The sequence below is a fragment of the Roseisolibacter agri genome (assembly GCF_030159095.1).
Taxonomy (GTDB): domain Bacteria; phylum Gemmatimonadota; class Gemmatimonadetes; order Gemmatimonadales; family Gemmatimonadaceae; genus Roseisolibacter; species Roseisolibacter agri.
Genome location: NZ_BRXS01000001.1, coordinates 666,892 through 692,607, shown reverse-complemented (window position 1 = coordinate 692,607; position 25,716 = coordinate 666,892). Strand labels below are relative to the sequence as shown.

The window sequence follows — 25,716 nt, the reverse complement described above, 5'->3', positions numbered from 1 at the left end:
GTGGGTAGCAGGGGCAGGACGACGACGCGCACCGCGCGGCCGGACGCTCCGCGGGCCCGCTCCACCATCACTTCGGCACCATCGAGATCCCATGTCCCACCTGCTTCGTTCGCGCGTCGCCCGTCGGCTCGCGCTCGGCGCCCTCGCCGGCCTCGCGGCCGGCACGGCCGCCTGCAGCAGCGCCACGACGGTCGACGGCATCACCGCTCCCTCGCTCAGCACGACCCCGGTCGAGCGCACCGCCGACGGCCTGCAGCAGCGCGTCGTCATCACGCCCGCGCGCCCGGCGACGGGCGACACGATCGACGTCCGCTCGGTGCTCGTGAACCGCGGCGCCGCGCCGGTCCGCGTGGAGCACGTCGTGTGCGGGCTCGACTTCGAGACCGGCCGCGACGCGGTGCTCGCCAACCCGTTCATCCACTGCGCCGCGTACAGCGTGACCAGCACGCTCGCGCCGGGCGACTCGGTGGTGCAGCACGACCGCCGCGTGATCGCCGCGTCGGCGGGGAGCTACACGATCCGCGTGCGCCACGTGGTGCCGCCGCATCCGCTGTACGTGGACGTGCCGCTGACGGTGGCGCGCCGCTGATTCGAGCGCATCGCGCCGGCCCCGAACGGCAACTACGGGCAGGATTGGACGGAGTGCAGGACGAGATCTGATGTACGCTCCTCGCGGCGCAGGGAGCCACGCCCGACGAGGAAGTCACATCAGATCTTGTCCGTTCAATCCGTTCAATCCTGTCAAAGCCGTTGGCCGGTCGGGTCCGGCGCGCCGGTGCCTTGTGGCTCTCGGGAGGGATGCGGATGCTCCGGATGTGAGCGGATGCTCCGGATCGCTCCGCACCAGTGCACGGAGCGTCGTGGCCACTCAGAGCGATCCGTCTCATCCGTTCCGATCCGGAGCATCCGCATCCTCCCCAAAGGCCAGCCGCCCGGGCGCGACGATGCGTGCCGAGGGCACGGCGCAGGATCCGCAGCCCGCATCCGCCGCGTCACCGCACGACCAGCAGCCCCACCGCCCCGCCGAAGTCGTCGCGCACCGAGGTCAGCCCCGGCGGCACGGTCCACGGGCCGTCGTTCAGGCGCACGTTCACGCGGTGCACGCCCGGCGCGATCGCGATCGCCATCCGCCACTCGTCGCGCCCCGCGCGGATCAGCGGCACCGGGAGCCAGTCCGTGAAGTCGGCCATCAGCTCCACGCGCGCGGCGTCGGGCACCCGCACCGTGATCACGCGCAGCCCCGTGGCGTCGTCGACGACGGTGAACCGCTCCGCGTTCGCGCGCCCGCGCCGCAGGCGATTCAGCTCGTACGGCAGCGTCAGCTCGGCGCGCACGGCGGGATCGTTCACCGGTGGCCGCCGCGTCGCCACGCGCAGCGCCGCCGACGCGTAGCGGCCGCCCGGCAGCCCCTGCTGCACGTCGCTCGGGAACGCGCCGATGCCGCCGACGATCGCCAGCCGCCGCGTCACCCAGATCGACGTCCAGCTCTCGAGCCAGCGGCGCGCGCCCGGAATCCGGTCCGGTCCTCCGCCTGCCCGCAGCCCCGTCGACGCCACGAACTCCGCGCTCGGATGCTGCCAGCGCATGGCGGCCGCGTAGTCGGTGTAGTCCACGCGTCCCACGGGGGCCGGTCCGGGAAAGCCGATGGCGTCCGGCCGCCCGACCCAGGTCGGCGTCGCCGAGAGCGAGTACGTCGTGCGCCCGATGCGGCGCCACGCGCCGAAGTCCAGCTGCACCAGCGCGTCCGGGAAGAACTGCCCCTGCGCCACGAAGCCCGCCCCCGTGCCGGCCCACGCGCCGTACGTGTCCGTCGCGTAGTGCAGACGGCCGAGCGCGGTCACGTTGGAGGCCGCGGGCATGTCGCGATAGCGCGTGGCCGACGCCGTCGCGAACGCCTCGCCGCGCACGTTCCAGAACGCCGGCGACACCAGCGAGCCGGCGACCGAGCCCTGGATGCTGGAGCTTCCCGTCTCGAAGCGCGAGTAGGCGCCGCGCGCCACGAACATCGTGCGCGCGCCCTCCACGCGCACCGTCGGCGTCACCGACACGAGGCCCGCGCGCTCGAAGTCGTCGTACGCCACGCTCGCCGCGCCCACGTCGACGCTGGCGGTCACGCGTGTCCCGAACTGCGCCGCGGCCGCGCGCGTCCACCCGGCGGCCGCCAGCGCGCCGAGCGCCCAGGCGCGCGGCCGGCAGCCGCGCGCGCGTCGTGGTGCGGCGCTCAGGCCGTGCGGCACGCGGGGCGCAGCGGGGAGAGGACGAGCATGGTAGGAAGGTATCGCGCGTGCTCGACCGCGGCGACCGCGCCGCGTGTGGCGCTCGTGCAACGCCGCCGGCACGTCCTGCGACGCGAACGGGCGGCGACCGATGGTCGCCGCCCGCTGCATTACCCCGTCACGCCGCGCGGCGTCAGGGCTTGGCGCGCCCCGCCGGCGTGCGGCTGGCCGCGCCGGATGCCGCGCCGTCGCGCCCGAGGTTCAGCGCCAGGCTGCTCGCGCGGAGCGTCGCCGCGGCGGCCGGCGGCGCGCCGATGCCGATGTCGCGCTCCACGTCGCGGCGGAACGCGACGAGCTGCTCGTCGGCGACGCCGGCGCGCGTGAGGTCGAGCACCGCGCGCGACGCGTCGGACGCGGGCACGCCGCGCGCGACGAGGTCCGTCAGCACGCCCAGCGCGACCACCAGCGGCTGGCCCTGACGCTCGCGCCGCAGCCGGCGCAGCGCCTCGTCGTCGATGCCGCCGCGCAGCGCGACCGCGCCCGCGGTGAGCTCACCCGCCAGCGACTGCGGGCCGAGCGACGCCCGCGCGACCGCGAGGTCGGCGGCGAGCGTGCGCAGCGCGCGCAGGATCGCCTCGCGCGGCGCGCGCTTGCTCGCGCCCTCGAGCGCCTTGTCGACCAGCGGCTCCGCGGGCAGCCCGCTCGCGTGCACCGAGTCGATCACGCGCTCCACCACGACGCGGCTGGCCGAGTCGAGGCGTCCGTCCAGCCGGGCGCGGAGCCAGGCGGGCGTGGAGCCGCGGGCGGCCGCGGGCGGCGCCGGCTGCTGGGCGGGTTGCTGGGCCGGCAGCGCTCCGGGCGCGCTCACGAGCGCGAGCGCGGCCACCCAGCCGGCCAGGGTCCGGACGACGCGGATGCGTCCCCCCATCCCGTCGCGCGCGATCGCCCCCGCGGGGCGCCCGGTCGTGGTCATGCGTCGGTCCCCACGGTCACGACCGAGCTCGGTCGGCCGAAGTCGTCGCCGACGGCGGGAGGCGCGGCGGGATCGGCGATCCACCGCTGGCCGTCGACCAGGAAGGCGTACGCGTACCGGCCGGGGGGCAGCTTGACCTCGGCCGTCCAGACGCCGTTCGCGGCGACCTTGAGCAGCGGGGTCGAGACCTGGTCCCAGTCGTTGAAGTCGCCCACCAGCGAGACCTGCTTCGCGTTCGGGGCGACGATCATGAAGCGGGTGACGAACACCGTGTCGCGCGTGCGCGAGGCGGCGGCGGTTACCATCGGCTCGCTGCTGGTGCGGATCGCGGGGAACTCGCCGGTGAGGACGGGGAACTCGCCAGTCTGGCTGTTCGCCAGGCGCTCACGGTTCTCACCGTCGCGGCGCATGCCGAGCGTGGCGGCCACGAAGGCGAGCCCCGCGGCGGCCAGGGCGCCGAGCGGCGACACGCGGATCGCCCGCGGCTGCACCAGCCAGCCCCACGCCCGCGCCGCCGCGCCGCGCTCGCGGCGCACGGCCACGAGGTCCCGGCGCGTCGCGAGCGCGGCGCCGCCCGCGACCACCGTCACCGGGGCCGCGCGCAGCGTCGCCATCACCGCCCGGTCCACCGCCGGGCCCAGATCCTCCGGCCCACCCAACGCACGGGCGATGCGAAGGATCGCATCGTCCTCGTGGTCGTGCGTGGCCAGATCGCTCTCAAGCACTGTACGCCTCCTGCAGCAGTCCGCGCAGCCGATCGCAGGCCCGCTTGACGCGCATCTTCAGGGCAGAGACACCGGCACCGGTGAGCTCCGCCATCTCCTCGTAGCTCAAGCCCTCGACGTGCTTGAGCAGGAATGCCTCGCGTTGCTCTGCATCGAGCAAGGCCAGGGCCCGCTCGATCTCCTCGCGCCACGCCGCCTGTTCGGCGGGGTGCGCGTCCACGGCCACCCGCGCCGCGGCCTCGTCGGAGACGAAGGTCCGCGCCCGTCGGGCCGACCGCCCCCCCGTCGTCCGGCATCGGTTGACGAGGATGCTGAACAGCCAGGACCCGAAGCGTTCCGGGTCGTCGCACCGACCCAGCGACCGATAGGCCCGCACGAAGGCATCCTGCAGCGCCTCCTGCGCATCCTCCCGATTGCCGAGCATCCGCAGCGCATAGCGCGACAGGCGCGGCCGATACCGGCCCACCAGCTCCGCGTATGCATCGACGTCACCACCCAGAACCTGGGCGACGATCGCCGCGTCGCTCATCTCCACGACCGATAGACCCCCGTCCGTGCACTCGGGTCACCGGCTCGGCGGTGCACGGCGCCGAGCCGGGCGCTTCGTGGAGATATACTCGCCCGCGGGGGTCCCGTCACGGCCCGGAACTCCGCACCGCAGCGCGGCTTGGATGTCCCTGGACATGCGACGGACCGCGGGCGTGTCCGCCCCCGTACCTGTGAGACACCGCAGCGCCCCGTTCCGTTCGTCCGGGCGCGCCGTGGCGCGCGCGCCACGTCGTCCACGCGCCACGTCCTGCGACGCACGTCACGGGCGCGCGTCACGCGCGTCGTCGCCCGTGCGCGCGCGCGGTCTGGAAGGTGCGTTGCCCGGGGACGGCGGCGCGGGGGGCGCGGCGCCGGCGGACGAGCCGCGGGCACTCCCCGCGACGGCGTGTGAGGACGAGGTGGACGCGGGACAGCGGGACTGGGGCGCCACGGTCGGCGCAGCACTCATCGGCGGGGCCCTCTGTGGCGCCCTGGCCTGGCTCGGCCTGCCCCTGCTGGGCGGCGCGGGTGCGGTGGCGCTCGCCGCCTGGGTCGCGTGGCGCGCGATCCGGTCGCTGCCCGGGCGCACCCGCCCCCGCCCCGGGCCCGCCACGTGGTCGTCGTACGACCGGCGCCGCTCCGGCCGCCCCCGCCTCCGCGAGCGGCTCCTGCGCTGGCTGCGGCCCCGTCGCCGCGCCGCGCGCCACGCGGGCATCGCCAGCACCCGCGACGCGTCGCGCCCGCGCACGCTCCCGCCGCGTCCCGGCGCCCCGCGCCGCTCGCGTGAGCGCGACGCGCACTGAGCGTCGCGCGCCGGACCCGAACGGCAACAGCAGCAAGGATAAGATCGGACCAGATCTGATGACGACGGATGGCTCCGTGTGGTGCGATCATCTTCGCACTCCATCGGAGCCATCCGCTCCTATCCGATCTTGTCGGACCTTCATCCTTGCTGCCCTTGCCGTTCGGGTCCGGCGGGCCGCGGTTCACTCACCCGGCCGACCGTCGCGCGGATGGAACCGCGCCGCATCCCCCGACGCGCGCGCCATCGCCCGCAGACGCTCGCTCGGCACGAACCGCCCCATGCCGGTACGGGCGGCCAGCGTCTCGAGCGTGCGCACGATCGTGTCCGCGCCGATCGCGTCGATCGTGCGGAACGGACCGCCGCGGAACGGCGGATACCCGATGCCGAACACCGCGCCCACGTCGCCGTCGCGCGGCGCGCGCAGCACGCCGTCCTCCAGACAGCGCACCGCCTCGTCGAGCATCGGATACACCGTGCGCTCCACGATGTCGGCGTCGCTCGGACCCGTGGGCTGTCCGTCGGGACCGCGCGGCGCGGGCGCGCGCGTCGCGGGCGCGCGCGTCGCCGGCACGCCCGCGACGCCGTACACGCTCGCGTCCACGCCGCGCCGCTTGCCGTCCGCGTCGTACGCGTAGAAGCCCTGCTTCCCCTTCCGCCCCGCGCGCCCGCTCTCCAGCACGCGGCGCAGCGCGGGCGCGGGCGCCATGCGCGCGCCGAACGCCTCGCCCACCACCGCGCCCGCCTTCGCGGCGACGTCCAGCCCCACCTCGTCCATCAGCTGGAACGGGCCCACGGGAAAGCCCCAGCGCACCAGCGCCTGATCGATCGCGTCGATCGCGACGCCCTCCTCCAGCAGCCACCCGGCCTCGTTCAGGTACGGCGCGAGGATGCGGTTGACGTAGAAGCCCGGTCCATCGCCGACGACGATCACCGTCTTCCCCAGCCGCTTCCCGTACGCGACCGCCGTCGCCACCGCCTCGGGCGCGGAGCGCGTGCCGGCGACGACTTCGAGCAGCGGCATCTTCTGCACAGGCGAGAAGAAGTGCATGCCGACCAGCTGCGTCGGATCCTCCAGCCCGTCCGCCAGGCGACCGATCGGGATCGTGCTCGTGTTCGTCGCGAGCACCGCGCCCGGCGCCAGACGCTCCGCCGCGTTCAGCACGCGCCGCTTCACCGCGAGGTCCTCGAACACCGCCTCGACCACGAGGTCCGCGTGCCGGAAGCCGCTCTCGCCCGCCGTCGCGGTCACGAGCCCCTGCTGCTGCGCGAGCTCCAGCCGCGTCACGCGCTTCTTCTGCAGCGCCTCGCCGAGGATGCCGCGCACGGTGTCGAGGCCCTTCGCGACGCGCGCGTCGTCGGCGTCCTTCAGTCGCACCGGGGTGCCGTGACGCGCCGCGATCGCGGCGATGCCCGCCCCCATGAAGCCCGCGCCCACCACGGCCAGCGCGCGCACCGGTCGCGCGGTCGCGCCGTCGCCCGCGCCCGTGTCCTTCTTGAGGGCGGTCGTAGCGAAGAAGAGGTACACCAGCTCGCGCGACACGTCGCCCACCGCCAGCTCGCCGAAGCGGCGCGCCTCCTCCTTGAGCCCCGCCTCCATGCCGCGCGCGAAGCCCTCGTGCACGACGTCCAGCGCGGCGAGCGGCGCCGGGAACTGCCCGCGCGTCTTCTGCATCACGGACTCGCGCGCCTTGCTGAACACCACCGTGCGGCCGAGCGGGTTGTCCTCGAGCACGATGCCGCGCAGCGCACCGCCGGCGCCCTGCCGACGCGGCTTCTCGCTCGCCTTCCGCGTGCCGTCGGCCAGCTCGCGCGCGCGGCGCAGCGCGACCTCGCGCAGGATCGACAGATGCACGAGATCGTCCACCAGCCCGATCGCGAGCGCCTTGCGCGCGCGCACGCTGCGCCCGGTGAGGATCATGTCGAGCGCGAGCTGCAGCCCCACGCGTCGCGGGAGCCGCTGCGTGCCGCCCATCCCCGGGATGAGGCCGAGCTGCACCTCGGGAAGCGCGAACGTCGTCTTGGCATGCTCCGTCGCGACGCGCCATGCGCACGCCAGCGCGACCTCGAGACCGCCGCCGAGCGCGGCGCCGTGCACCGCGGCGACGACGGGCACGCGCGCGCGCTCGATCCGGTCGACCATCGCCTGCCCCTGCCGCGACAGCGCCTCCGCGTCGGCGGCGTCGCGCACGGTGAGGAACTGCTCGATGTCGGCGCCCGCGATCCAGGAGTCGGGCTTCCCCGACAGCAGCACCGCCGCACGGATCGCCGTGTCCGTCTCCAGCCGGTCGAGCAGCGCGCCGAACGCCCGCGCCGCGGGCGCGCCGAGCACGTTCACCGGCGAGTCGGAGAGATCGAAGGTGACGACGGCGACGCCGTCGACGATCTCCAGCGTCAGCGCGTCGTGCACCCGCTCGATGGCGCGCTCGCTCGTTCGCGCGGCGCTCATGCGCGCTCCACGATCATGACGTGCCCCATCCCGCCGGCGGCGCACACGGAGAGCATGCCGAACTGCCCGCCGCGCCGCGCGAGCTCGCGGCACAGCGTCGTCAGCACGCGCGCGCCCGTCGCGCCGAACGGATGCCCCACCGCGATCGAGCCGCCCATCACGTTGATGCGGTCGCGGTCCAGCTCTCCCACCGGCTCGCGGAAGCCCGCGCGCTCCGCCCACGCCCGCGACTGCAGCGCCTGCAGGTTGCTCAGCACCTGCGCCGCGAACGCCTCGTGGATCTCGATCAGGTCGATGTCGCGCGCGGTGAGCCCCGCGCGCGCGAGCGCGACCGGCATCGCCAGCACGGGCCCCTGCAGCAGCTGCTCGCCCGGGTCGAGCGCGGCGTACGCGTAGCTGCGGATGTAGGCGAGCGGCTCGTAGCCGAGCGCCTCCGCCCTGTCCTCGCGCATCAGCAGCACCGCGCTCGCGCCGTCGGTCAGCGGCGACGCGTTGCCGGCGGTCACCGAGCCGTACCTGCGGTCGAACACCGGCGGCAGCGTCGCGAGCTTCTCGAGCGACGTGTCCTCGCGCACGCCGTTGTCGCGGTCCATCACCGCGCCGCCCGGCAGGTAGAGCGGCATGATCTCCTCCAGCAGCCGCCCGTCGCGCGTGCCCTGCGCCGCCAGCCGATGCGAGCGCAGCGCCCACGCGTCCTGGTCCTCGCGACGGATGCCGTTCAGCTTCGCCATCTTCTCCGCGCTCTGCCCCATCGTCTCGCCGGTGGACGGCTCGGCGATCGCGGGCGTGACGGGCACGAGGTCCTTCGGGCGGATCGTCGCCAGCGTGCGCACGCGCCCGCCGATCGACTTCGCCTTGCTCGCCGCGACGAGGATGTCGCTCATGCGGCGCGAGTGCAGCACCGGCACCTGCGACAGCGACTCGGATCCGCCCGCGATCGCGCAGTCGAGGTGGCCGAGGATGATCTGGTCGGCCGCGTCGGTGATCGCCTGGTTGGCGGAGGCGCACGCGCGGCTGACGGTGAAGCTCTGGATCCCCTTCGGCAGCTGCGGCAGCAGCGAGATCTCGCGCGCGATGTTCGGCTCCTGCACCGCCTGGATGACCGTGCCGTAGACGATCGCCTGCACCTCGCGCCCGTCGAGCTCCGTGCGCGCGAGCAGCTCCGCCACGCAGCGGCGCCCCAGCTCGGTCGCGCTGTGGCCGGCGAGCGTGCTGCCCGCCCGCGCGAACGGCGTGCGCAGCCCCGCGACGATGGCGACGCGGCGGCCGGGGGCGCCGTACGCGACGGGCTCGAGGAGGTTCGGATCGGTCATGGGCGCAAACGTAGTGGCCCGCGGCGCGGTCGCCACCGGCGGCGCGTGCGCTTGCACACGTCGGGCCGAAGATCGCGCGCGCGTGCGCCGTGCATGGCGCGTCCCGCGGCGGGCGGGGCTTCACGGCCCCGCTACCTTGCGGCGTGCCGACCTCCGAGCGCCCCACGCGCGCCCAGCTGCTGCTGGCCTTCGCGATCGTCTACGTCGTCTGGGGCTCGACGTATCTCGCCATGCGCGTGGCCGTGCGGCACATGCCGCCGTTCCTGATGGGCGGCGTGCGCTTCGTCGTCGCGGGGCTGCTGCTCGCGGCGTGGGTGGCGTGGCGCGAGCGGCCGGCGTGGCCCACGCGGCGCACCTGGTCGTGGGCCGCGCTCACGGGCGCGCTGCTCTTCGTCGGCGGGAACGGCGGCGTGGCGTGGGCCGGGCGCACGGTGCCGTCGGGCGTGGTGGCGCTGCTCGCCGCGTCGCTCGCGATCTGGATGGTGCTGCTCGACTGGCTGCGCCCCGGCGGGCGGCGTCCCACCGCGCTCGTGCTGGCGGGCGCCGCGCTCGGCCTCGCGGGCGTGGGGCTGCTGGTGGGCCCCTCGCGGCTGTCGGGCGGCGCCGGCGGCGTCGATCCGTTCGGGAGCGCGCTGGCGCTCGGCGGCTCGCTGACGTGGGCCGTCGGCTCGCTGCTCATGCGCCACCGGCACGCGCCCGCGTCGCCCTTCCTGGGCAGCGCGCTGCAGATGCTGTGCGGCGGCGCGATGCTGCTCGCGCTGGCGGCGCTGCACGGCGACCTCGCGCCGGGCGCGATGGCGTGGCTCAGCGCGGGCGACGCGGGCACCACGAGCGCGCTCGGCGCGCTCGGCTACCTGATCGTGTTCGGCTCGCTGATCGGCTTCACCGCGTACATCTGGCTGATGCGCCACGCCGCGCCGTCGAAGGTCGCGACGTACGCCTACGTGAACCCCGTCGTCGCGGTGCTGCTCGGCTGGGCGCTGGGCGGGGAGGCGATCGGCGCGCGCACGATCGCGGCGTCGGCGGTGATCGTGGCGGCGGTCGCGCTGATCACGGTGGGGCGCACGCGCGCGACGGCCTAGCGACGCCTGACGCACGAACGACGGGGGCCGGCGCTCGATGAGCGCCGGCCCCCGTCGTTCGTGCCGGTGCGATCGTCAGGCGTCGTTCAGGCGCCGGCGCTCGCGATCACGCGGCGGGCGTAGTCGATCAGCGCCGCGGCCTTCGCGTCGGCCAGGCGGCCCGACAGGCGCATCGCCTCGACCTCGTTGACGAACGCCTGCAGGATGCCGACGCCCGACGGGCGCTCCGCGTCCCTGTCGATCTGCTGCGCCGCCGCGCGGAGCTTGGCCGCCAGCGAGTTCGCCTCCGCGCGCTCCAGCGTGCCGTCGGTGCCGAGCGCCTGCACCATCGCGGCGAGGTTGCTGGTGCCCTCGCCAGCCGTCTCGACGGTCACCGTCGCCGTGCGCGTGCTCGTGCCGGCGTCATCGTCGGTCACCGCGACCGTCACCGTGAAGGTGCCGGCCGTGGCGTACACGCTGGAGAGCGCGAACGTCTTGCCCGAGAGCGTCAGCGGCGTCGCGCCGGCGCCCGCGCCGTAGTTCACGGTCGCGGTCCACGTGTCGGCGCCCGGGTCCGCGAACGAGCCCGTGGCCGTGTACGTCTCGCCGCGCAGGATGGTCGCGCCGGCGAAGGCGGTGACGACGGGCGCCACGTTCGCGACGGTGATGGTCTTCGTCGTGGTATCGGCGCGGCCAAACCGGTCGGACACGATCAGACGCACCGTGAAGGTGCCGTTGTCGGCGAAGGTGTGCGTCGCCGTCGATTGCACGCCAGCGGGCTGGCCGTTGATCGTCCAGAGGAAGCCGAGCGCGTCGTCGAGCACGCCCGCCGTCACGTCGGGATCGGTCGACGTGCTGGTAAACGTCACGGCCGTCCCCTCGACGCCTGCGGCGGGACCGCTGAACGCGGCCGTCGGCGCACGGTCGCCCGACTCCAGGATGGCCTCGAGGTGGTTGGGAAGCGCCGCGAGGAGGTCGTAGCCCGCGATCGCCTCGACAGCATCGACCGTAGTCGTGAACTTCGTCCAGTCGTCGTTGAGGCTGACGTTGGGATCCGCCGGATCATTCGGGATGTTGATCGCGAGGACCTGGACGTCATTCACCTCGTCCACCTGCTGCAGCGTGCCGTTGCGCGGCATCACGACCGCGATCTTCCAGGTCGATGCCGGAATCGCGACGCGGCCCTGGCTCTTCAGCGTCCCGATCGTGGCCTGCGAGCCACCCGCGACGATGAAGATCTCCTTGTTCTGGTTGCGCGCCAGACCGTCGAGGTGGTCCTCGAACTCGCCCCACGGCCCCTGGTTGTTCTTCCCCGACTGCGGGATGATGTTCGAGAGGTAGAACGTCACCGCGTTGTCGTAGTTCGCCGCCGTTCGATCCGCCGAGCGGACGACGTGGCCGCGGTCGTAGCCGCTGCCGGCGTAATCGAGCACCGAGGCCGTGTCGCCGCCCACGCGGATCACCGCGGTGTCCGCCGTGAAGCACTCGCACCGCTCACCCGGCGGGCCGAAGTGCGAGGCCTCGAGGTTCCACGACACCCAGTTCGGAATGCGCTTGCTGCTGTTGTACGACAGCACGTACTCGCGACGAGCGATGATCAGGTCGTCGGCGGCGTTGCCGTCGACGGGTCGGCCGAACTCCTCGTGGTTCTGATAGCTCGTCCCCGGGACCGTCACACGCGCGGCCATCGGCAGCGTCCAGGTCTCGGTGAATCCGCTGGCGGTGGTAGCGCGGAAGACTGCGTTGCCCACACCCACGGCGATGAACACGCCGCTCGTCGGGTCGATCGTCGCGATCGCGGGCGTGTCGCTGGAGTAGGTGATGGTGGTGGCGATCACCTGCCCGTTCGCGTCGCGCGCCTCGGCGCGCAGACGGTCCGAGAAGCCGACCGGCACGGCCGGATCGCTCGTCCGGCTGCGCGAGAAGAACCAGAGGTCCGTCACGCCTGGCACCGCGACCGTCAGCGAGGCCGCGGCGCTCGTGACGCTGCCCGCCGTCGCCGTGATCTGCGTGGTGCCCTCGGTCAGCCCCTGCGCGACGCCATCCGCGTCGATGGTCGCGACCGTGGCGTTCGTGCTCGCCCAGGTGAACGCCGTGGGCACCGCGCACCCTGCAGCGTCGCGGGCCGTGGCCACGAACGTGCGCGTCGTGCCCGGCGCCACCGTCGCGCTCGACGGCGCGATCTGCACCGTGGCGATCGCGCCCGGGGTGCACGGCACCACGGTCGCGTAGTTGCCCGTGCCAGGCGTGCCACGACCGTTGGTGCCGATCACCGCTGCCGTCGACGTCACCCAGAGCGAGCCGGCGCCCAGCATGTACCGGCGGCCCGCAGCGACGCTCGTCAAATGGTTGGCGGGGAGCTCCCGCGAGGCACCACCCGGCGGCGACCCGGTCGCGGGCGTGCCCGACGTCCGATCAGCCCACGACACGGAATCGACGTTGACGTAGTTAGTGGTCGACGAGGCTGGTTCCGGGCGCTGCAGCTGCAACCAATCAGTGTTGCTGTTGTTGAGCTGGATCCCGCCCGGCAACACGTAGGTGACGTTCGTGATGCCGCCCGTAAACGTCGGATCGGTGCTGCGCGCGAGGACCGCGTAGCCGCCGGACGGCACGTCGATGGGGGTCGGCGAGGTGATGACGTGGGTCTCGCTACCCGTGGGACCGCTGCGGATCCGCCAGCCGTTCAGCCGAACGCTGGTAGTGCCCGCATTGAAGATCTCGAACCACTCACCGTTGGCGTCGGTAGCCGTGTTCGGATCCGCCATCACTTCGGTGATGAAGAGCAGCGGCTCGTCGGCCGCGGCCGTCGCGAGATTACGCGACGCCGCGCCAGGCTGAAGCTCCGGAGCGACGGCGCGCTCGGCCGGCGCGCAGCCGGCGAGCAGGGTGCCGAACACGGCGAGGGCGGCGGCCGGGCGAAGGGCCGCCGACCCGCGTCGGACGAGGCGAGTGGGCATGGGAGGCAACGAGATGTGGTCGGCACCCACCAGGACGGCGGGTGTCGGAGGCAGCCAGTCTAGCCGCACGATGCGCGCTCGCCATCGTGCAGCCGTCACGACTCGGCCACGACCGGCCAGCGCCCGTCGCAAGCCTTTGCGCGGCCGGCACTTGGTCCGTTCATGACGAGGTCGTGACGAAAGAACGTATGTTTTGCGGCGCCGCGCGGCAACCACGCTTCGTGGTCCGGTCGCCACATGTGGCCCACCATCCCCGGCCGGGCTCGCTTCTCGCGGATAGCCTGCCTCCGTGACCGACCGCGCCGCCGCCCTCTCTACCCTCGCCACCACGCGCTTCGACCTCCTGGTCGTCGGCGGCGGGATCACCGGCGCGGGCGTCGCCCGCGACGCCGCCCTCCGCGGCCTCCGGGTCGCCCTCGTCGAGCGCGACGACTTCGCCGCCGGCACCTCCAGCCGCTCCTCGCGCCTGGTCCACGGCGGCATCCGCTATCTGGAGCACGGCCACCTGGGTCTCGTCTTCGAGGCCAGCCGCGAGCGCCGCATCCTGCTGCGCACGGCGCCGCACCTCGTCCGCCCGCTCGCGTTCACCTGGCCCGTCTACCGCGGCGCCCGGGTCCCGCGCTGGCAGCTGCTCGCGGGCCTCGCGCTCTACGACGGCCTCGCGCTGTTCCGCAACGTGGCCCTGCACCGCCCCCTGGGCGTCGGCGGCGTGCTGGCGCGCGAGCCGGCGCTGGCGCGCGACGGGCTGCTGGGCGGCGCGACCTACTGGGACGCGGCGACGGACGACGCGCGCCTCACGCTCGCGACCGTGCTCGACGCCGTGCAGGCGGGCGCCTGCGTCCTGAACCACGCCGAGGTGCGCGCGCTCGACCTGCCCTCGCGCGACGGCGATCCGGTGCGCGTGCGGGTCGTCGACGCGCTCACGGACGCGACCGTCGAGGCGACCACGCGCGTCGTCGTCAACGCGGCCGGCCCGTGGGGCGACGCGGTGCGGCGGATGGTCGAGCCATCCGGCGCGAACGGCGTGCTGGGCGCGAAGGGCGTGCACGTCGCGGTGCCCGCGTCGCGCGTGGGCAACCACGGCGCGGTGACGCTGCTCTCGCCGGTGGACGGACGCGTGATGTTCGTGCTGCCCGCGGGCCCCTGCACCATCGTCGGCACCACCGAGACGCCGGCCGAGCGCGGGCCCGACGAGGTGCGCGCGACGGAGGCGGACGTCGCGTACCTGCTGCGGTCGGCCAACGGCTTCTTCCCCGATGCGCGGCTGGAGCGCGCGGACGTGATCAGCGCGTGGGCCGGCATCCGCCCGCTGGCGGCGGCCGCGCGCGGTGCGCAGCGCAGCGGCGGCACGACGGCGACGTCGCGCGAGCACGTCATCGAGCGCGATCCGCGCGGCCTCGTCACCGTGAGCGGCGGCAAGCTGACGACGTACCGCGCGATGGCGGCGCAGGTCGTGGATGCCGCCGCGCCGCTGCTCTCGGGGAGGGACGTGCGCCGCCGCTCGCGCACGCACGCGCGTCCGCTCCCCGGCGGCGTGCTCGCGCCCGACGAGCAGCGGCAGGCGCGCATCGCCATCGGCGACGACCTGGTAGCCGACCGCCTCGTGCAGGCGCACGGCTCCCGGTGGCGCGACGTGTGGGCGCTCGCGGCGCGCGAGCCGCGGCTGGCCGCGCGCATCGACGCGGCGCTGCCGTACGTCGGCGCGGAGCTGGTGCACGCGGTGACGCGCGAGCTGGCGTGCACGCTCGCCGACCTGCTCGTGCGCCGCACGCCCGTCGCGTTCGAGACGCGCGACGCGGGCCGCGCCGCCGCGCGCGTCGCGGCGCCGCTCGTCGCGCCGCTGCTGGGCTGGGACGACGCGGCGGTCGCGCGGGCGCTGGCCGACTACGACCGCGAGGCCGCGCGGCTGTTCGGCGTCGATCCCTAGCGCTTCCTACAGCGAGAGCGTCGCGGCGACGGCGACCCCCGGATGGTGCGGGGACACGCGAAGGCCCACGCGCGCCCGCGCGGGCAGCCGGACATAATCCCAACGCTCCGCCGACCGCCCGCCCAGGACCGCGCCGCCGACCAGGCCCGCGCTGCTCCCGAGCAGGAAGCCGATGGCAACTCCCTTGTAGTCCGGCGCGCAGCATCCTCCGCGTTCGGTGTAGACCGCGTTGCCGAGGTAAATGCCCGCTCCGCCGCCGATGAGGAAACCGAGCGCGCCGCCCTTCAGCCGTCCGAACGCGCGTGTCCCCCGGCTGACCTCGAGGCTGCGGACCGCGGCGCGGCTGAGCCCCACCGTGTCGCCATTCGCGTCACGGCGCACGAACAGCGTGTCGGCACGTGGCGGAAGGACGGTGCCAACGATGCTCTGGCGCGTCGACGTGCCGACTCGGACACGTCGTCCGGTCAGGTCGGGCCACCCGTTGGCCTTGTCGGGCCGCACCGGCGAGGGCTGCGCATGCACCGACGGTAAAGCGATGATCAGTGTCGTGAAGGCGACGGCGACGAGCGGAGCGCGGGGCATGGGAGCTCCTGTGAAGGCGCGACCGGCGGGGCACTCGCGGCACTCGAAGGACGTCGCGAGCATCGCACCTGTGGATGGGTGCGTCAATGCCCGGCGTTCGCGACGCGCTAGGGCGCGCGCAATCGGCCCGCGTCCGAGCGGCGCGTACCGCCGTCCGCGAGGCGCGCGCGCACCGACCACTCCCACGTCGCGCCCGCGGGCGGCCGCAGCGTGTCGGGCAGCGCCATCGTCGTGTCGCGCGTCGCGGCCGCGTGCACGACGTCGCCCGCGGCATCGAGCACCTCGACGTGGTAGCGCGTCGCGCCCGGCACCGCGCGCCACGTCAGCCGCGCGCCGGCGCCAGCCGTCACGTCCGCGTCCAGCAGCGCGATGCGGTCGGCGGCCAGCGCGGCCGCGCGCAGCGTCTCCGCGTCCACGGCGTTGGGCGACGCGTGCCACGCCTGCCACCACGCCCCACCGCCGAGCGCCGCCGCGAGCGTGAGCGCGACGACGAAGAACGCGCCGGGGCGCGTCCAGATCGGCGCGCGCGTCATCCCGCGAGCCGCGCGCGGCGCACCGCGCGCACGAGGTTCGTGCGCGAGTACTCGCCGCACGACACGATCCCCGTCAGCTCCTCGCGCCCGAGGACGTGGTCGCGGATGCGGCGCGCGGGCCAGCCCGCATCGAGGAGCCGCTCGACCGCGGCGATGGTGTCCTCGATCCAGCCCGCCTTCGCCTCCAGCGCGGGCACCGGGTCGGCGACGAGGCCGCGGTGCGCATCGAACAGGCGGCGCGGGCGCAGCGCGGCCGCCATGCGCAGCGAGCGCGCGAGCGCGTGCGGGTCCTCGTAGCGGTGCGCGATGCGCACCTTCACACCCAGAAAGAGGTCGCCGCCGAACAGCGTCTCGCGCTCGGCGTCCCACACGACGTGGTGGTCGGCGGAGTGGCCGGGCGTCGCGAGGAGCACGAGCGGCGCCGGATCGAACGGCGCGACGTCGCCGCGCAGCGGCTCCATCGCGCCCCACGTCACGCGGCGGTAGAGCGCGATCGGCGCGACGTCGGCGACGGCCGCGCGCGTGGCGGCGCCCATCGCCAGCGGCACGCCCAGGCGCGCCAGCCGCGCGACGTTGCCGGCGTGGTCCTCGTGCGCGTGCGTGAGGATCGCGCCGACGAGCGCCTCGCGCGGCGCGCGGCCGCCGTGCGCGGCCTCCACCGCGCGCAGCAGCGCGTCGCCGGCCCGCGCGAAGCCCGTGTCCACCAGCACGGAGCGCGTCTGCGCACCCGTGCCCCGCGCGACGAGGTACGCGCTGGCCGAGTAGCCGACGAGGCGCCCGGCGGGCGATGCGAAGGCGAGGCGCGTGACGTCCTCGTGGCGCTCGATGCGCGGCGTGCGAAGCTCGTGGAGCATGCGGGACACGCTAGGGCCCGCGGGGCCCGCCGGGAAGCGGCGCGTCGCGACGCCGGGCGGCCGCGGCGCGACCTTTGCGCCTTCCGAGGCCAGCGCTAGATTGCGGGTCCTGGGGACGGCGCCCGGCCACTCGCGGTCGGGCGCTCCCCTTTTGCCGTTCCCGGATCTCCGAGGCGCGATCCCGCGCTCCAGTCGCCCGGGACCACGGCCCGTCTGTCTCGATGGCGCGCCGCGGCGGCGCGCAGGCTGGTATCCCGATGATCGAAGAACTGAAGCGGAAGCTCGCGAAAGAGGCGGAGCAGCTGCAGCACGAGCTGAACGTCACCCTGCCGAACGAGATCCGCACCGCGGTCGAGCACGGCGACCTCAAGGAGAACAGCGAGTACAAGGCGGCGCTCGAGCGGCAGTCGTTCGTGCAGGCGCGCCTCGGCCACCTGCACGCGCGCCTCAGCAAGCTCTCGTCGGTGGACCCCGCGCAGATCCCCGAGGACCGCGTCGGCCTCGGCTCCATCGTCGTCGTCCAGGACGAGAAGGGCGGCCCGCCCGAGACGTACTCGCTGATGTTCGGCGACGCGGTCGAGTTCCAGGAGGGCCACGTCAGCATGGGCTCCGCGATCGGGCGCGCGCTGCTCGGCAAGGCCGTCGGCGAGGTCGCGATCCTCAAGCTGCCCGCCACCACGCGCCGCCTGAAGGTCGTCGAGCTGACGACGATCCATCAGCAGTAGCGCGCCTCCGGGCGCAATGACCCGAGGCGCCGAGAGCAGTGCTCTCGGCGCCTCGTCGTGTCAGGGGACGTCGCGATGCCCGGTGCGCCCCGCCCCGTCGCCGCTCGTCTCCGCGGCCCGCTGGCGCTGCGCGCCGTAGGCCGCGACCACGGCCTCCACCGCCTCGCGCGGGTCGTCGGTCATGATCATGAGATCGAGGTCGCCGGGCGAGATCTTCCCCTCCTGCAGCACGCGCGTCTGCAGCCAGCGCACCAGCCCCGCCCAGTAGTGGCGCCCGAAGAGCACGACCGGGAACTGGTACATCTTGCCGGTCTGGATCAGCGTCACCGCCTCGAACAGCTCGTCGAGCGTGCCGAAGCCGCCGGGGAAGATGATGAACGCGACCGAGTACTTGATGAACATCGTCTTCCGCACGAAGAAGTAGCGGAAGTTGACGAGCGTGTCGACGTAGGGATTGCTCCCCTGCTCGAACGGCAGCTCGATGTTGCAGCCGATGGAGTGGCCGCCGGCGGCCTTCGCGCCCTTGTTGCCGGCCTCCATGATCCCCGGCCCCGCGCCGGTGATGACGTCGAAGCCCGCCTCGGCCAGCAGGCGCCCGACCTCCACCGCCGCGTGGTACTGCGGATCGTCCGGACCGGTGCGCGCGGAGCCGAAGATCGTCACGCCGCGCCGCACCTTGCTGAGCGTGTCGAAGCCCTCGATGAACTCGCCCATGATCCGCATCACGCGCCACGTGTCGGTGCGCGTGAAGTCGGGCGTCTGCACGCGGCCGTCGGGCAGCGCGAGCAGCTTCTCGTCCTCGGTGACGACCGGGTAGTCGCGGATCGACTCGTCCACCACGCGCGACGCGCCGGTGGAGCGCGGCGCCGGCCCGTCCTTCTGCGTCGGCGGCGTGCGGCCCGCCTTGCGGTGGCCCTCCTCGGTGCGCCGCTGCAGCCCCTCGCGGGCGTTCTGCTCCGCGGCCGCGAGCACGTCGGGGCTCGCGTGCTTGCCGCTGGCGGTGCGGGGCTTCTTCGCCGCGCCACGTGACGCCGTCTGCGACGCCGTTCGCGACGCCGTTCGCGACGCCGTGCGCGTCGTCTCGCGCGCCGGCGCCTTCTTCGCGGTCTTCGCGGCCGAGCGCGTGGTCGCCGGCCGGCGCGTCGTGCTAGGTTTCTTCATCGGTCTCCTGGCAAGTGCGGGAACACGTTACGCCGCCCGTCAGGAACCGCGCCACCTCCTCGCCCCGCCGCCCCGCCCGCCGTTGTCCCTGGTCGTCATCCTCGTCGCCGACGGCGCGCGCCCCGACGCGCTCGCGCACGCCCTCGACGACGGCTCGCTGCCGTCACTCGCGCGGCTGCGCGCGGAGGGCGCCTACCACACGGTCGCGACCGCGTTCCCGTCGGTCACCGGGCCTGCCTACGCGCCCTTCCTGATGGGCCGCTTCCCCGGCCCCATCGGGCTGCCGGGGCTGCGCTGGTTCGACCGTGCACGCACGCGCGCCACCTGGCCCGACGCGACGCGCAGCTACGTCGGCGCGGAGATGCGGCACGTGGACCGCGACCTCGCGCCCGACGCCCCGACGCTCTTCGAGCTGGCGCCGCCGGGGCTCGCGGCGCTCAACGTCATCGGCCGCGGGCTGGCCGCGCGCGACCGCATGGCGCGCGGCGCCGGCTTCGCGCTGCGCGCCGCGCGCACGCACTTCAGCGGCAACGTCGCCGGCTGGCTGCAGATCGACCGCGACATCGGCGGCCAGGTCGCGCGCCGCGTGCGCGACGCCCACGCCGCCGGAAACGGCGCGCCGCGCGTGGTCTTCGCCGCGCTCACGGGCATCGACAAGACGTCGCACGCCGCCGGGCATGGCGCCCCCCTCGTCGCCGGCGCGATGCGGATCGTCGACGAGGTGGCGGCCGAGCTGCGCGCCGACGCGGAGCGCGGCGGCTGGTGGCGCGACATGCACCTGTGGGTCGTCAGCGACCACGGGCACTCGCCGGTCAGGGCGCACGACGACCTGGCCGACTGGTTCCGCGCGCGCGGCCACCGCACGGTCGCGCACCCGTTCACCGCCGCGCCGCGCCGCGAGGTCGCCGTGATGGTGAGCGGCAACGCGATGGCGCACGTCTACCTGGAGCTCGCGCGTCGCGAGCGCCCGTGGTGGCCGGCGCTCGCGCCGCGCTGGGACGCCGCCGTGCGCGACCTGCTGCTCCGCCCCTCGGTGGACCTCGTGCTGCTGCCGCACGACGCCGACACGTGCGAGGTGCGCGGCCGCGGGCGCGGCGCCGCGCTCGTCACGCGCACGCTCGACCCGTCCGCGCCCGCGTCGCCCGCCGGCGCGGGCTCGCCGCCGGCGCACGCATTCCGCTACGCCTACCGCCCGCTCGACGGCGATCCGCTGGGGCTCGGCGGACCGCTGGAGTCGCTGGACGCCGACGCGGCCTACGACGCCTGCGCGGCCGGCGACTACCCCGACGCGCTGGTGCAGATCGCCCACCTCGCCGGCGCGCCGCGCTCGGGCGAGATCGTCGTCTCGGCCGCGCGCGACTGGGACCTGCGCTCGCGCTACGAGCCGATCCCGCACCTCTCGTCGCACGGCGCGCTGCACCGCGAGCACATGCTGGTGCCGCTGCTCACCAGCCGGCCCGTGGCCCGCACGCCCCGCCGCACCGTCGACGTGATGCCGAGCGCGTTGCGGGCGCTCGGGCTGCCGGTGCCGGCGGGGCTGGACGGCGAGTCCTTCCTCTAAGACCGCGAGCCGACGCCCGGCTCCGAGTCGAGCACCGCCTGCGCGATCGCGACCATCGGCATCGAGCGGTCCTGGCTGGAGCGCTGCAGGATGCGGTACGCCTCGGGCTCCGAGCAGCCCGTGCGGCGCATCAGGATCCCCTTCGCGCGCTCGATCACCTTGCGCGCCTCGAGCTGCGCCTTGAGATCGGTCGCGTCCTGCCGCGCCTGCGCGAAGGCGCGCGCCTGCTGCGCGGCCATGCGGATCTGCGAGTCGAGCATCTGCGGCGGCGTGGGCTTGGGGAGCATCATGATGGTGCTCAGCCCCGGCACGTCCTCGTTCCGCACCGACAGCGTCTCGTCGGCGGTGATGAGCACCACGGCCACGTCGGGCAGCTCGGTCGCGATCTGGCGCGCCACCTCCACGCCCGACCCGTCGGGCATGTGCACGTCCAGCAGCATGACGTCGGGCTTCACGATGCGGGCCTGCGCCAGCGCCTCGGCGCCACTGCCCACGTCGGCGACGACGGCGTGGCCGAACTTGGTGAGCAGCTCGACGAGGAGCTCGCGCGTGGGCGCTTCGTCCTCGGCCAGCAGGACGCGAATCGGGGCCGTATCGGACATGGCGGTGAAACGGACGGGAGGTGCGGGATCACGGTGCCGTGAGGGCGGCGAGCCGCGCGCAGCGTCGCGCCGGCTCCGGGCCCGGCTCGATGGTGCCCGATTCGCCGCCGTTCGGCAAGTACGGCGGTGCACGTGACGCAGATTCCCCTACTTCCAGCCCGGGATCGGCGGCGAGGCGGCGGGCGGCTCGGTGGGCGTGCCCGTGCTGTCGCGGCGCGACATCTCGCCGCTGATGAGCCGCACGCCGCGCTGCCAGGTGAAGTAGGCGTACATCCACTGCACCAGCACGCTCACCCGGTTGCGGAAGCCCACCAGGTAGAGGATGTGCACGAAGAGCCAGAGGAACCACGCCAGGTAGCCCTCCAGCTGGAGCTTCCCGAACGCGGCGATGGCGCGGTGCCGGCCGATGGTCGCGAGGTCGCCCTTGTTGAAGTAGCGGAACGGGCGTCGCGGCTCGCCGCGCAGCGTCGCCAGCAGGTTCTTCGCGGCGTGCTCGCCCATCTGGTTGGCCGCCGGCGCGACGCCGGGCACGGGCTTCCCCTCGCTCGTGACGGTCGCCATGTCACCGACCACGAACACCTCCGGCCGGCCCGGCACGGAGAGGTCGGACTCGACCTGCACGCGGCCCGCGCGGTCCACCGGCACGCCCAGCTGCCGGCCGAGCGGCGACGCGGCGTTGCCGGCCGCCCAGAAGACCGTGTGCGTGGGGATCCGCTCCTCGCCGACGTAGACCGCGTCGCGCTCGACGCGCGTGACGATCGACGACAGGCGCACGCGCACGCGCAGCTCCTCGAGGTCGCGCAGCGCCTCGCGCTGCAGCTTCTCGGGGAACGCCGCCAGCACGCGCGGGCCGCCCTCCAGCAGCACGACCTGCACGTTGCACGTGTCGATGTTCCGGAAGTCGGCGCGGAAGGCGCGCGCGGTGTCGGGGATCATCCCGGCCAGCTCGACGCCCGTGGGCCCGCCGCCGACGATCACGAACGTCAGCCACGCGGCGCGCTCCTCCGCGGTCGCGGCCTTCTCCGCCTCCTCGAACGCCGTCAGGAAGCGCCGGCGCAGCTCGTACGCGTCTGCGATGCTCTTGAGCCCCGGCGCGACCTCCTCCCACTCGTCGCGCCCGAAGTACGAGTGCCGCGCGCCCGCCGCGAGGATCAGGTAGTCGTACGAGAGCGTCCGCCCCTCGTCGAGCGTGAGCGTACGCGCGTCCGGATCGACGTGGCGCACCTCGGCCATCAGCACGGTCACGTTGCGCTGCTTGCGCAGCACGTAGCGGATCGGGATGGTGATGTCGCTCGGCGCCAGCACCGCGGTCGCCACCTGGTACAGCAGCGGCTGGAAGAGGTGGTGGTTCGTGCGGTCGACGAGCGTGACGTCGACGTCGGCCCTGCGCAGCGCGCGGGCGGCGCGCAGGCCGCCGAAGCCGCCGCCGACGATCACGACGTGCGGGCGGCGCGTGGCCGCGGTGCCGGCACTGGCGACGCCGGCCGGGCGGGCGACGGCAGCCGGGAGGGGCGCGCCGACCGGCGGCGCGTCGAGCCCGTCGGGCGCGTTGGCGACGCGCGGGGACGAGGAGGAGTCGGTCACGGCAGTGCTCCCGGCCGGCGGACCGGCCACAGCGGGGCGATGCCTGAAAGCTAGCGGATCAGGAGCGCGTCAGGCGGCGGGCCGGCGGGCCGGCACCACGACCCCAAGCAACACCCCGACCACCACCACCGTCACCGCGCCGATCACGTTGTGCCAGAGGAACGACACGCTCGGCGCGCCGAAGTTCACCGCCGCCACCGCCGACATCCCGGCGATCAGCCCGACGAACGCGCCCAGCGCGCGCGCCTGCGGGATCATCGCCAGCAGGAAGACGCCGAGGATCGACCCGTAGAAGAACGAGCCGAACCGGTTCACGACCTCGATCAGCGAGCCGAGGCTGACCGCGTAGGTCGCGACGATGCAGGCGAAGACGCCCCAGGCCGCCGTCGCGAGCTTGGAGACGTTCAGGAAGTGCGCGTCCTCGCCCTCGGGGCGCACCCACCGCCGGTAGAAGTCGATGACGGTGGACGTCGCGAGCGAGTTGAGCTCCGCGGCGATGCTCGACATCGCGGCCGCCATCACGCCCGCCACGAACAGCCCCGCGAGGCCGAGCGGGAGCTGGTCGAGGACGAAGCGCGGGATGATGTAGTTCACGTCGCGCGACGGCTCGCCGGTCACGCGCTCGGCCAGCTGCAGCGCCTCGCCGCGCACCGCGGTCACCGCCGACTCGCGCTCGCGCAGCGCGGCGGCCGCGGGCGACTCGGCGCCGTCGCCCGCCTGGCGTGCGGCAGCGAAGGCGCGCGCCGCCACCTGCCGGTCCGCGAGCGCGGTCGCGTAGCGCGACTCGAGCGCCTGGAACTCCGCCGGCTGCGCGGCGCGGGCGCGGCGCTCGTGCGCGGGGTTGTAGAGCAGCGGCGGCGTCTGGAACTGGTAGAACACGAACACCAGCACGCCCACGAGCAGGATCAGCGCCTGGAGCGGGATCTTCCAGTACGCGCTCATGAGCAGCGAGCTGCGCGCCTCGTCCACCGAGCGGGCGGTGAGGTAGCGCTGCACCTGGCTCTGGTCGGTGCCGAAGTACGACAGCATCAGGAAGGTGCCGCCGACGATCCCCGACCAGACGGTGTACGTGTCGGTGAGGTTGAGCGAGAAGTCGAACACGCGCATGCGGCCCGCGGCGCCGGCGATCGCCAGCGCGTCGCCGGTCGGCACCGGGATGCGCGCCACCAGCACGACGAAGATCGCGAGCACCGCGACGACGATCAGCACCATCTGCTTCACGTCGGCCCACGTGACCGCCTGCACGCCGCCGAGCACCGTGTAGATGACGGTCGGGATCCCCATCAGCGCGACCGACCAGCCGAGCGGCCAGCCGAAGATCGCGGAGAAGACGACGGCGGGCGCGGCGATGATCGTGCCGCACGACATCCCGCGCGAGACGAGGAAGAGGAACGCCGTCAGCGACCGCGTCCTCGCGTCGAAGCGCCGCTCCAGGTACTCGTACGCCGTGTAGACCTTCGCGCGGTGCAGGAAGGGCACGAGCGTGACGCCGAGGATCACCATCGCCAGCGGCAGCCCGAAGTAGAACTGCACGAAGCGCATGCCGTCGGTGGCGCCCTGCCCCGTCGTGCCGATCATCGTCACGGCGGAGAGCTGCGTCGCCATGACCGAGAGGCCCACGGCCCACCAGGGCAGGCTGCGGCTGGCGAGGAAGTAGCCGTCGAGGTTGTGCGTGTCCCGCGATCGGCGCAGGCCGTCGCCGACGACCCACACGAGGTAGACGACGACGATCAGCCAGTTCAGCCAGTGCACGGGGCGGCGGTCAGACGGTGTAGTGGCGCTGCGCGAGCCAGAGCACGACGAGGGTCACGACCTGCACGGCCATGACGCGCACCAGCGTCGCGCGAAAGCGCGCGGCGTCGTCGGGCGGCGTGGGATCGTCCGCGGAATCGTCGGCGGGATGGGTCATGGGCGCCTCATGTCGCGGCCAATCTACGTATCGGCCCCGACGACGGCGACCTGCGCGGCCGCGAGCCGCACGCGCACCGTGTCGCCCTCGCGCACGCCACGGTCGGCGCTGGCCACCTGCACGGTCACGCCGCCGTCGAGCGCCACCTGGTGGACGGTGGTGCCGCCCGCGAAGCGGCGCGACGTCACGCGCCCTGGCCAGGCCGCATCGGCCGCATCGGAGGCCAGCGCGAGCTGCTCGGGGCGCAGGACCGCCAGCACGCGATGCGCGCGGCCGTCGGCCAGCCCGTCGGCCATGCGCGCGGCCGCCCGCTGCGCGACGCCGCCGAGGGTGATGGTCACGTCGGGTGCCGCGTCCGTACCGTTCGCCAGCGTCGCCGGCACCAGCGCGCCGCGCCCGATGAACGCCGCCACCGCACGCGACGCCGGCCGGTCGTAGAGCGTCTCCGGCGTGCCGACCTGCAGCAGCCGTCCGGCCTGCAGCAGCGCCACGCGGTCCGCGACCGCGAACGCGTCCTCCTGGTCGTGCGTCACGAAGAGCGCGGTCACGCGCTCGCGGTGGAGCAGCGCGCGCAGCTCGTCGCGCGTCGCCACGCGCAGCGTCGGGTCGAGGTTCGAGAGCGGCTCGTCGAGCAGCAGCACGCGCGGCTCGATGACGAGGGCGCGCGCCAGCGCGACGCGCTGCTGCTCACCGCCGGAGAGCGCCTGCACGCGGCGCGCGCCCGTGCCGGCCAGCCCCACCGCCTCGAGCGCGCGCTGCGCGCGCGTGCGCCGCTCCGCGCGCGCGACGCCGCGCGCCTCGAGCCCGAACGCCACGTTCTCCTCGACCGAGAGGTGCGGGAAGAGCGCGTAGTGCTGGAACACCATCCCGCAGCCGCGGCGCTCCGGCGGCAGGCGCGTGACGTCCGCGCCGTCGAGCAGGATGGCCCCGGCGTCGGGCCGCTCGTAGCCGGCCACGAGGCGCAGCGCCGTCGTCTTCCCGGACCCCGACGCGCCGACGATCGCCAGCAGCTCGCCCGGCGCCGCGTCGAGCGTCACGTCCGACAGCGCGTCGCGCTCGGCGCCCGCGTATCGGTGCGTGACACGAGCGAGCTGCAGCGCGGACGCGGTCATCGGCGGCGGGCCGCGCGCGGCGTGCCGCGTGCGGCGTGCTGCGTGCCCTTCGAACCACCGACGGGATGACACGATGACCAGGAGGCCCCCTGTGGCGCATCGTTCCATGCGCCAGCGCGGAAGCTCTTCGTCATCCGGTCAT

Annotated in this window: 22 protein-coding genes; 6 read left to right on the top strand and 16 right to left on the bottom strand. The window is 74.4% G+C overall.

Annotated features, from left to right (window positions below):
- Positions 1-91: 91 nt before the first annotated feature.
- Entirely contained in the window at positions 92-589 is a 498-nt protein-coding gene (locus tag rosag_RS02760) for a hypothetical protein (RefSeq protein ID WP_284348490.1), read from the top strand.
- 403 nt (positions 590-992) lie between these two features.
- On the opposite strand, the gene rosag_RS02755 is transcribed toward rosag_RS02760, so the two are convergent.
- The 4 genes from rosag_RS02755 to rosag_RS02740 all read right to left on the bottom strand — a co-directional run bounded on the left by rosag_RS02755 (position 993) and on the right by rosag_RS02740 (position 4,443).
- On the bottom strand, positions 993-2,237 hold the full coding sequence (locus tag rosag_RS02755; RefSeq protein WP_284348489.1) for a glycogen-binding domain-containing protein: 1,245 nt from the start codon (positions 2,235-2,237) through the stop codon (positions 993-995).
- 172 nt (positions 2,238-2,409) lie between these two features.
- The gene (locus tag rosag_RS02750) at positions 2,410-3,189 is read right to left on the bottom strand and encodes a hypothetical protein (protein WP_284348488.1); all 780 of its coding nucleotides are present in this window, start codon (positions 3,187-3,189) and stop codon (positions 2,410-2,412) included.
- On the bottom strand, positions 3,186-3,914 hold the full coding sequence (locus rosag_RS02745; RefSeq protein ID WP_284348487.1) for an isoamylase early set domain-containing protein: 729 nt from the start codon (positions 3,912-3,914) through the stop codon (positions 3,186-3,188). The genes rosag_RS02750 and rosag_RS02745 overlap by 4 nt, the downstream gene beginning before the upstream one ends.
- A complete protein-coding gene (locus rosag_RS02740) occupies positions 3,907-4,443 on the bottom strand; it encodes an RNA polymerase sigma factor (RefSeq protein WP_284348486.1) in 537 nt (178 codons plus the stop codon). Before rosag_RS02740 ends, rosag_RS02745 begins: the two co-directional genes overlap by 8 nt.
- 310 nt (positions 4,444-4,753) lie before the next feature.
- On the opposite strand from rosag_RS02740, the gene rosag_RS02735 reads away from it, so the two are divergent.
- The gene (locus rosag_RS02735) at positions 4,754-5,245 is read left to right on the top strand and encodes a hypothetical protein (RefSeq protein ID WP_284348485.1); all 492 of its coding nucleotides are present in this window, start codon (positions 4,754-4,756) and stop codon (positions 5,243-5,245) included.
- Between the two features lie 183 nt (positions 5,246-5,428).
- Here the strand turns inward: rosag_RS02735 and rosag_RS02730 are convergent, their stop codons facing one another.
- Positions 5,429-7,693, bottom strand: a complete 2,265-nt coding sequence (locus rosag_RS02730) for a 3-hydroxyacyl-CoA dehydrogenase NAD-binding domain-containing protein (protein ID WP_284348484.1) — start codon at positions 7,691-7,693, stop codon at positions 5,429-5,431.
- Positions 7,690-9,006 (bottom strand): acetyl-CoA C-acyltransferase FadI, encoded by a 1,317-nt coding sequence (fadI, locus tag rosag_RS02725; RefSeq protein ID WP_284348483.1) that lies wholly within the window; start codon positions 9,004-9,006, stop codon positions 7,690-7,692. Before fadI ends, rosag_RS02730 begins: the two co-directional genes overlap by 4 nt.
- Positions 9,007-9,149: 143 nt before the next feature.
- Between fadI and rosag_RS02720 the strand changes: the two genes are divergently transcribed.
- Complete coding sequence (locus rosag_RS02720) at positions 9,150-10,088, top strand: EamA family transporter (RefSeq protein ID WP_284348482.1); 939 nt, start codon at positions 9,150-9,152, stop codon at positions 10,086-10,088.
- Positions 10,089-10,174: 86 nt separating this feature from the next.
- Here rosag_RS02720 and rosag_RS02715 read toward each other — a convergent pair whose 3' ends face one another.
- The gene (locus tag rosag_RS02715; protein WP_284348481.1) at positions 10,175-13,024 is read right to left on the bottom strand and encodes a DNA/RNA non-specific endonuclease; all 2,850 of its coding nucleotides are present in this window, start codon (positions 13,022-13,024) and stop codon (positions 10,175-10,177) included.
- A 289-nt stretch (positions 13,025-13,313) separates the two neighbouring features.
- Between rosag_RS02715 and rosag_RS02710 the strand changes: the two genes are divergently transcribed.
- Positions 13,314-14,951: a glycerol-3-phosphate dehydrogenase/oxidase gene (locus rosag_RS02710; RefSeq protein WP_284348480.1), complete on the top strand. Its 1,638-nt coding sequence runs from the start codon at positions 13,314-13,316 to the stop codon at positions 14,949-14,951.
- Between the two features lie 6 nt (positions 14,952-14,957).
- Here rosag_RS02710 and rosag_RS02705 read toward each other — a convergent pair whose 3' ends face one another.
- The 3 genes from rosag_RS02705 to rosag_RS02695 all read right to left on the bottom strand — a co-directional run bounded on the left by rosag_RS02705 (position 14,958) and on the right by rosag_RS02695 (position 16,920).
- Positions 14,958-15,533, bottom strand: a complete 576-nt coding sequence (locus rosag_RS02705) for a hypothetical protein (protein WP_284348479.1) — start codon at positions 15,531-15,533, stop codon at positions 14,958-14,960.
- A gap of 107 nt (positions 15,534-15,640) precedes the next feature.
- Positions 15,641-16,066, bottom strand: a complete 426-nt coding sequence (locus rosag_RS02700) for a hypothetical protein (RefSeq protein WP_284348478.1) — start codon at positions 16,064-16,066, stop codon at positions 15,641-15,643.
- The gene (locus tag rosag_RS02695; RefSeq protein WP_284348477.1) at positions 16,063-16,920 is read right to left on the bottom strand and encodes an MBL fold metallo-hydrolase; all 858 of its coding nucleotides are present in this window, start codon (positions 16,918-16,920) and stop codon (positions 16,063-16,065) included. The genes rosag_RS02700 and rosag_RS02695 overlap by 4 nt, the downstream gene beginning before the upstream one ends.
- Positions 16,921-17,177: 257 nt before the next feature.
- On the opposite strand from rosag_RS02695, the gene rosag_RS02690 reads away from it, so the two are divergent.
- Complete coding sequence (locus tag rosag_RS02690; RefSeq protein ID WP_284348476.1) at positions 17,178-17,645, top strand: GreA/GreB family elongation factor; 468 nt, start codon at positions 17,178-17,180, stop codon at positions 17,643-17,645.
- A gap of 60 nt (positions 17,646-17,705) precedes the next feature.
- Here the strand turns inward: rosag_RS02690 and rosag_RS02685 are convergent, their stop codons facing one another.
- On the bottom strand, positions 17,706-18,806 hold the full coding sequence (locus rosag_RS02685; RefSeq protein ID WP_284348475.1) for an LOG family protein: 1,101 nt from the start codon (positions 18,804-18,806) through the stop codon (positions 17,706-17,708).
- A gap of 82 nt (positions 18,807-18,888) precedes the next feature.
- On the opposite strand from rosag_RS02685, the gene rosag_RS02680 reads away from it, so the two are divergent.
- Complete coding sequence (locus tag rosag_RS02680; RefSeq protein ID WP_284348474.1) at positions 18,889-20,367, top strand: alkaline phosphatase family protein; 1,479 nt, start codon at positions 18,889-18,891, stop codon at positions 20,365-20,367.
- Here the strand turns inward: rosag_RS02680 and rosag_RS02675 are convergent.
- From rosag_RS02675 to rosag_RS02655, 5 genes are all read right to left on the bottom strand, one after another.
- Positions 20,364-20,969, bottom strand: coding sequence for an ANTAR domain-containing response regulator (locus tag rosag_RS02675; RefSeq protein ID WP_284348473.1), 606 nt, complete (start codon positions 20,967-20,969; stop codon positions 20,364-20,366). The two genes, rosag_RS02680 and rosag_RS02675, sit on opposite strands and share 4 nt — an antisense overlap.
- 147 nt (positions 20,970-21,116) lie before the next feature.
- Positions 21,117-22,553 carry an NAD(P)/FAD-dependent oxidoreductase gene (locus tag rosag_RS02670; protein ID WP_284348472.1) on the bottom strand — a complete coding sequence of 479 codons (1,437 nt, stop codon included), beginning with the start codon at positions 22,551-22,553 and terminating at the stop codon, positions 21,117-21,119.
- Positions 22,554-22,622: 69 nt separating this feature from the next.
- The gene (locus rosag_RS02665) at positions 22,623-24,305 is read right to left on the bottom strand and encodes a sodium:solute symporter family protein (protein WP_284348471.1); all 1,683 of its coding nucleotides are present in this window, start codon (positions 24,303-24,305) and stop codon (positions 22,623-22,625) included.
- A 10-nt stretch (positions 24,306-24,315) separates the two neighbouring features.
- On the bottom strand, positions 24,316-24,462 hold the full coding sequence (locus rosag_RS02660) for a hypothetical protein (RefSeq protein ID WP_284348470.1): 147 nt from the start codon (positions 24,460-24,462) through the stop codon (positions 24,316-24,318).
- Between the two features lie 23 nt (positions 24,463-24,485).
- Positions 24,486-25,574 (bottom strand): ABC transporter ATP-binding protein, encoded by a 1,089-nt coding sequence (locus rosag_RS02655; RefSeq protein ID WP_284348469.1) that lies wholly within the window; start codon positions 25,572-25,574, stop codon positions 24,486-24,488.
- Positions 25,575-25,716: the final 142 nt, after the last annotated feature.

Bases quoted from the DNA above. Each gene is read 5' to 3' on its own strand.
- rosag_RS02690 (WP_284348476.1), top strand. From the start codon at position 17,178: ATGATCGAAGAACTGAAGCGGAAGCTCGCGAAAGAGGCGGAGCAGCTG.
- rosag_RS02655 (WP_284348469.1), bottom strand. From the start codon at position 25,574: ATGACCGCGTCCGCGCTGCAGCTCGCTCGTGTCACGCACCGATACGCG.
- rosag_RS02750 (WP_284348488.1), bottom strand. From the start codon at position 3,189: ATGACCACGACCGGGCGCCCCGCGGGGGCGATCGCGCGCGACGGGATG.
- rosag_RS02695 (WP_284348477.1), bottom strand. From the start codon at position 16,920: ATGCTCCACGAGCTTCGCACGCCGCGCATCGAGCGCCACGAGGACGTC.
- rosag_RS02660 (WP_284348470.1), bottom strand. From the start codon at position 24,462: ATGACCCATCCCGCCGACGATTCCGCGGACGATCCCACGCCGCCCGAC.
- rosag_RS02740 (WP_284348486.1), bottom strand. From the start codon at position 4,443: ATGAGCGACGCGGCGATCGTCGCCCAGGTTCTGGGTGGTGACGTCGAT.
- rosag_RS02685 (WP_284348475.1), bottom strand. From the start codon at position 18,806: ATGAAGAAACCTAGCACGACGCGCCGGCCGGCGACCACGCGCTCGGCC.
- rosag_RS02705 (WP_284348479.1), bottom strand. From the start codon at position 15,533: ATGCCCCGCGCTCCGCTCGTCGCCGTCGCCTTCACGACACTGATCATC.
- rosag_RS02675 (WP_284348473.1), bottom strand. From the start codon at position 20,969: ATGTCCGATACGGCCCCGATTCGCGTCCTGCTGGCCGAGGACGAAGCG.
- rosag_RS02715 (WP_284348481.1), bottom strand. From the start codon at position 13,024: ATGCCCACTCGCCTCGTCCGACGCGGGTCGGCGGCCCTTCGCCCGGCC.
- rosag_RS02700 (WP_284348478.1), bottom strand. From the start codon at position 16,066: ATGACGCGCGCGCCGATCTGGACGCGCCCCGGCGCGTTCTTCGTCGTC.
- rosag_RS02730 (WP_284348484.1), bottom strand. From the start codon at position 7,693: ATGAGCGCCGCGCGAACGAGCGAGCGCGCCATCGAGCGGGTGCACGAC.
- rosag_RS02760 (WP_284348490.1), top strand. From the start codon at position 92: ATGTCCCACCTGCTTCGTTCGCGCGTCGCCCGTCGGCTCGCGCTCGGC.
- fadI (WP_284348483.1), bottom strand. From the start codon at position 9,006: ATGACCGATCCGAACCTCCTCGAGCCCGTCGCGTACGGCGCCCCCGGC.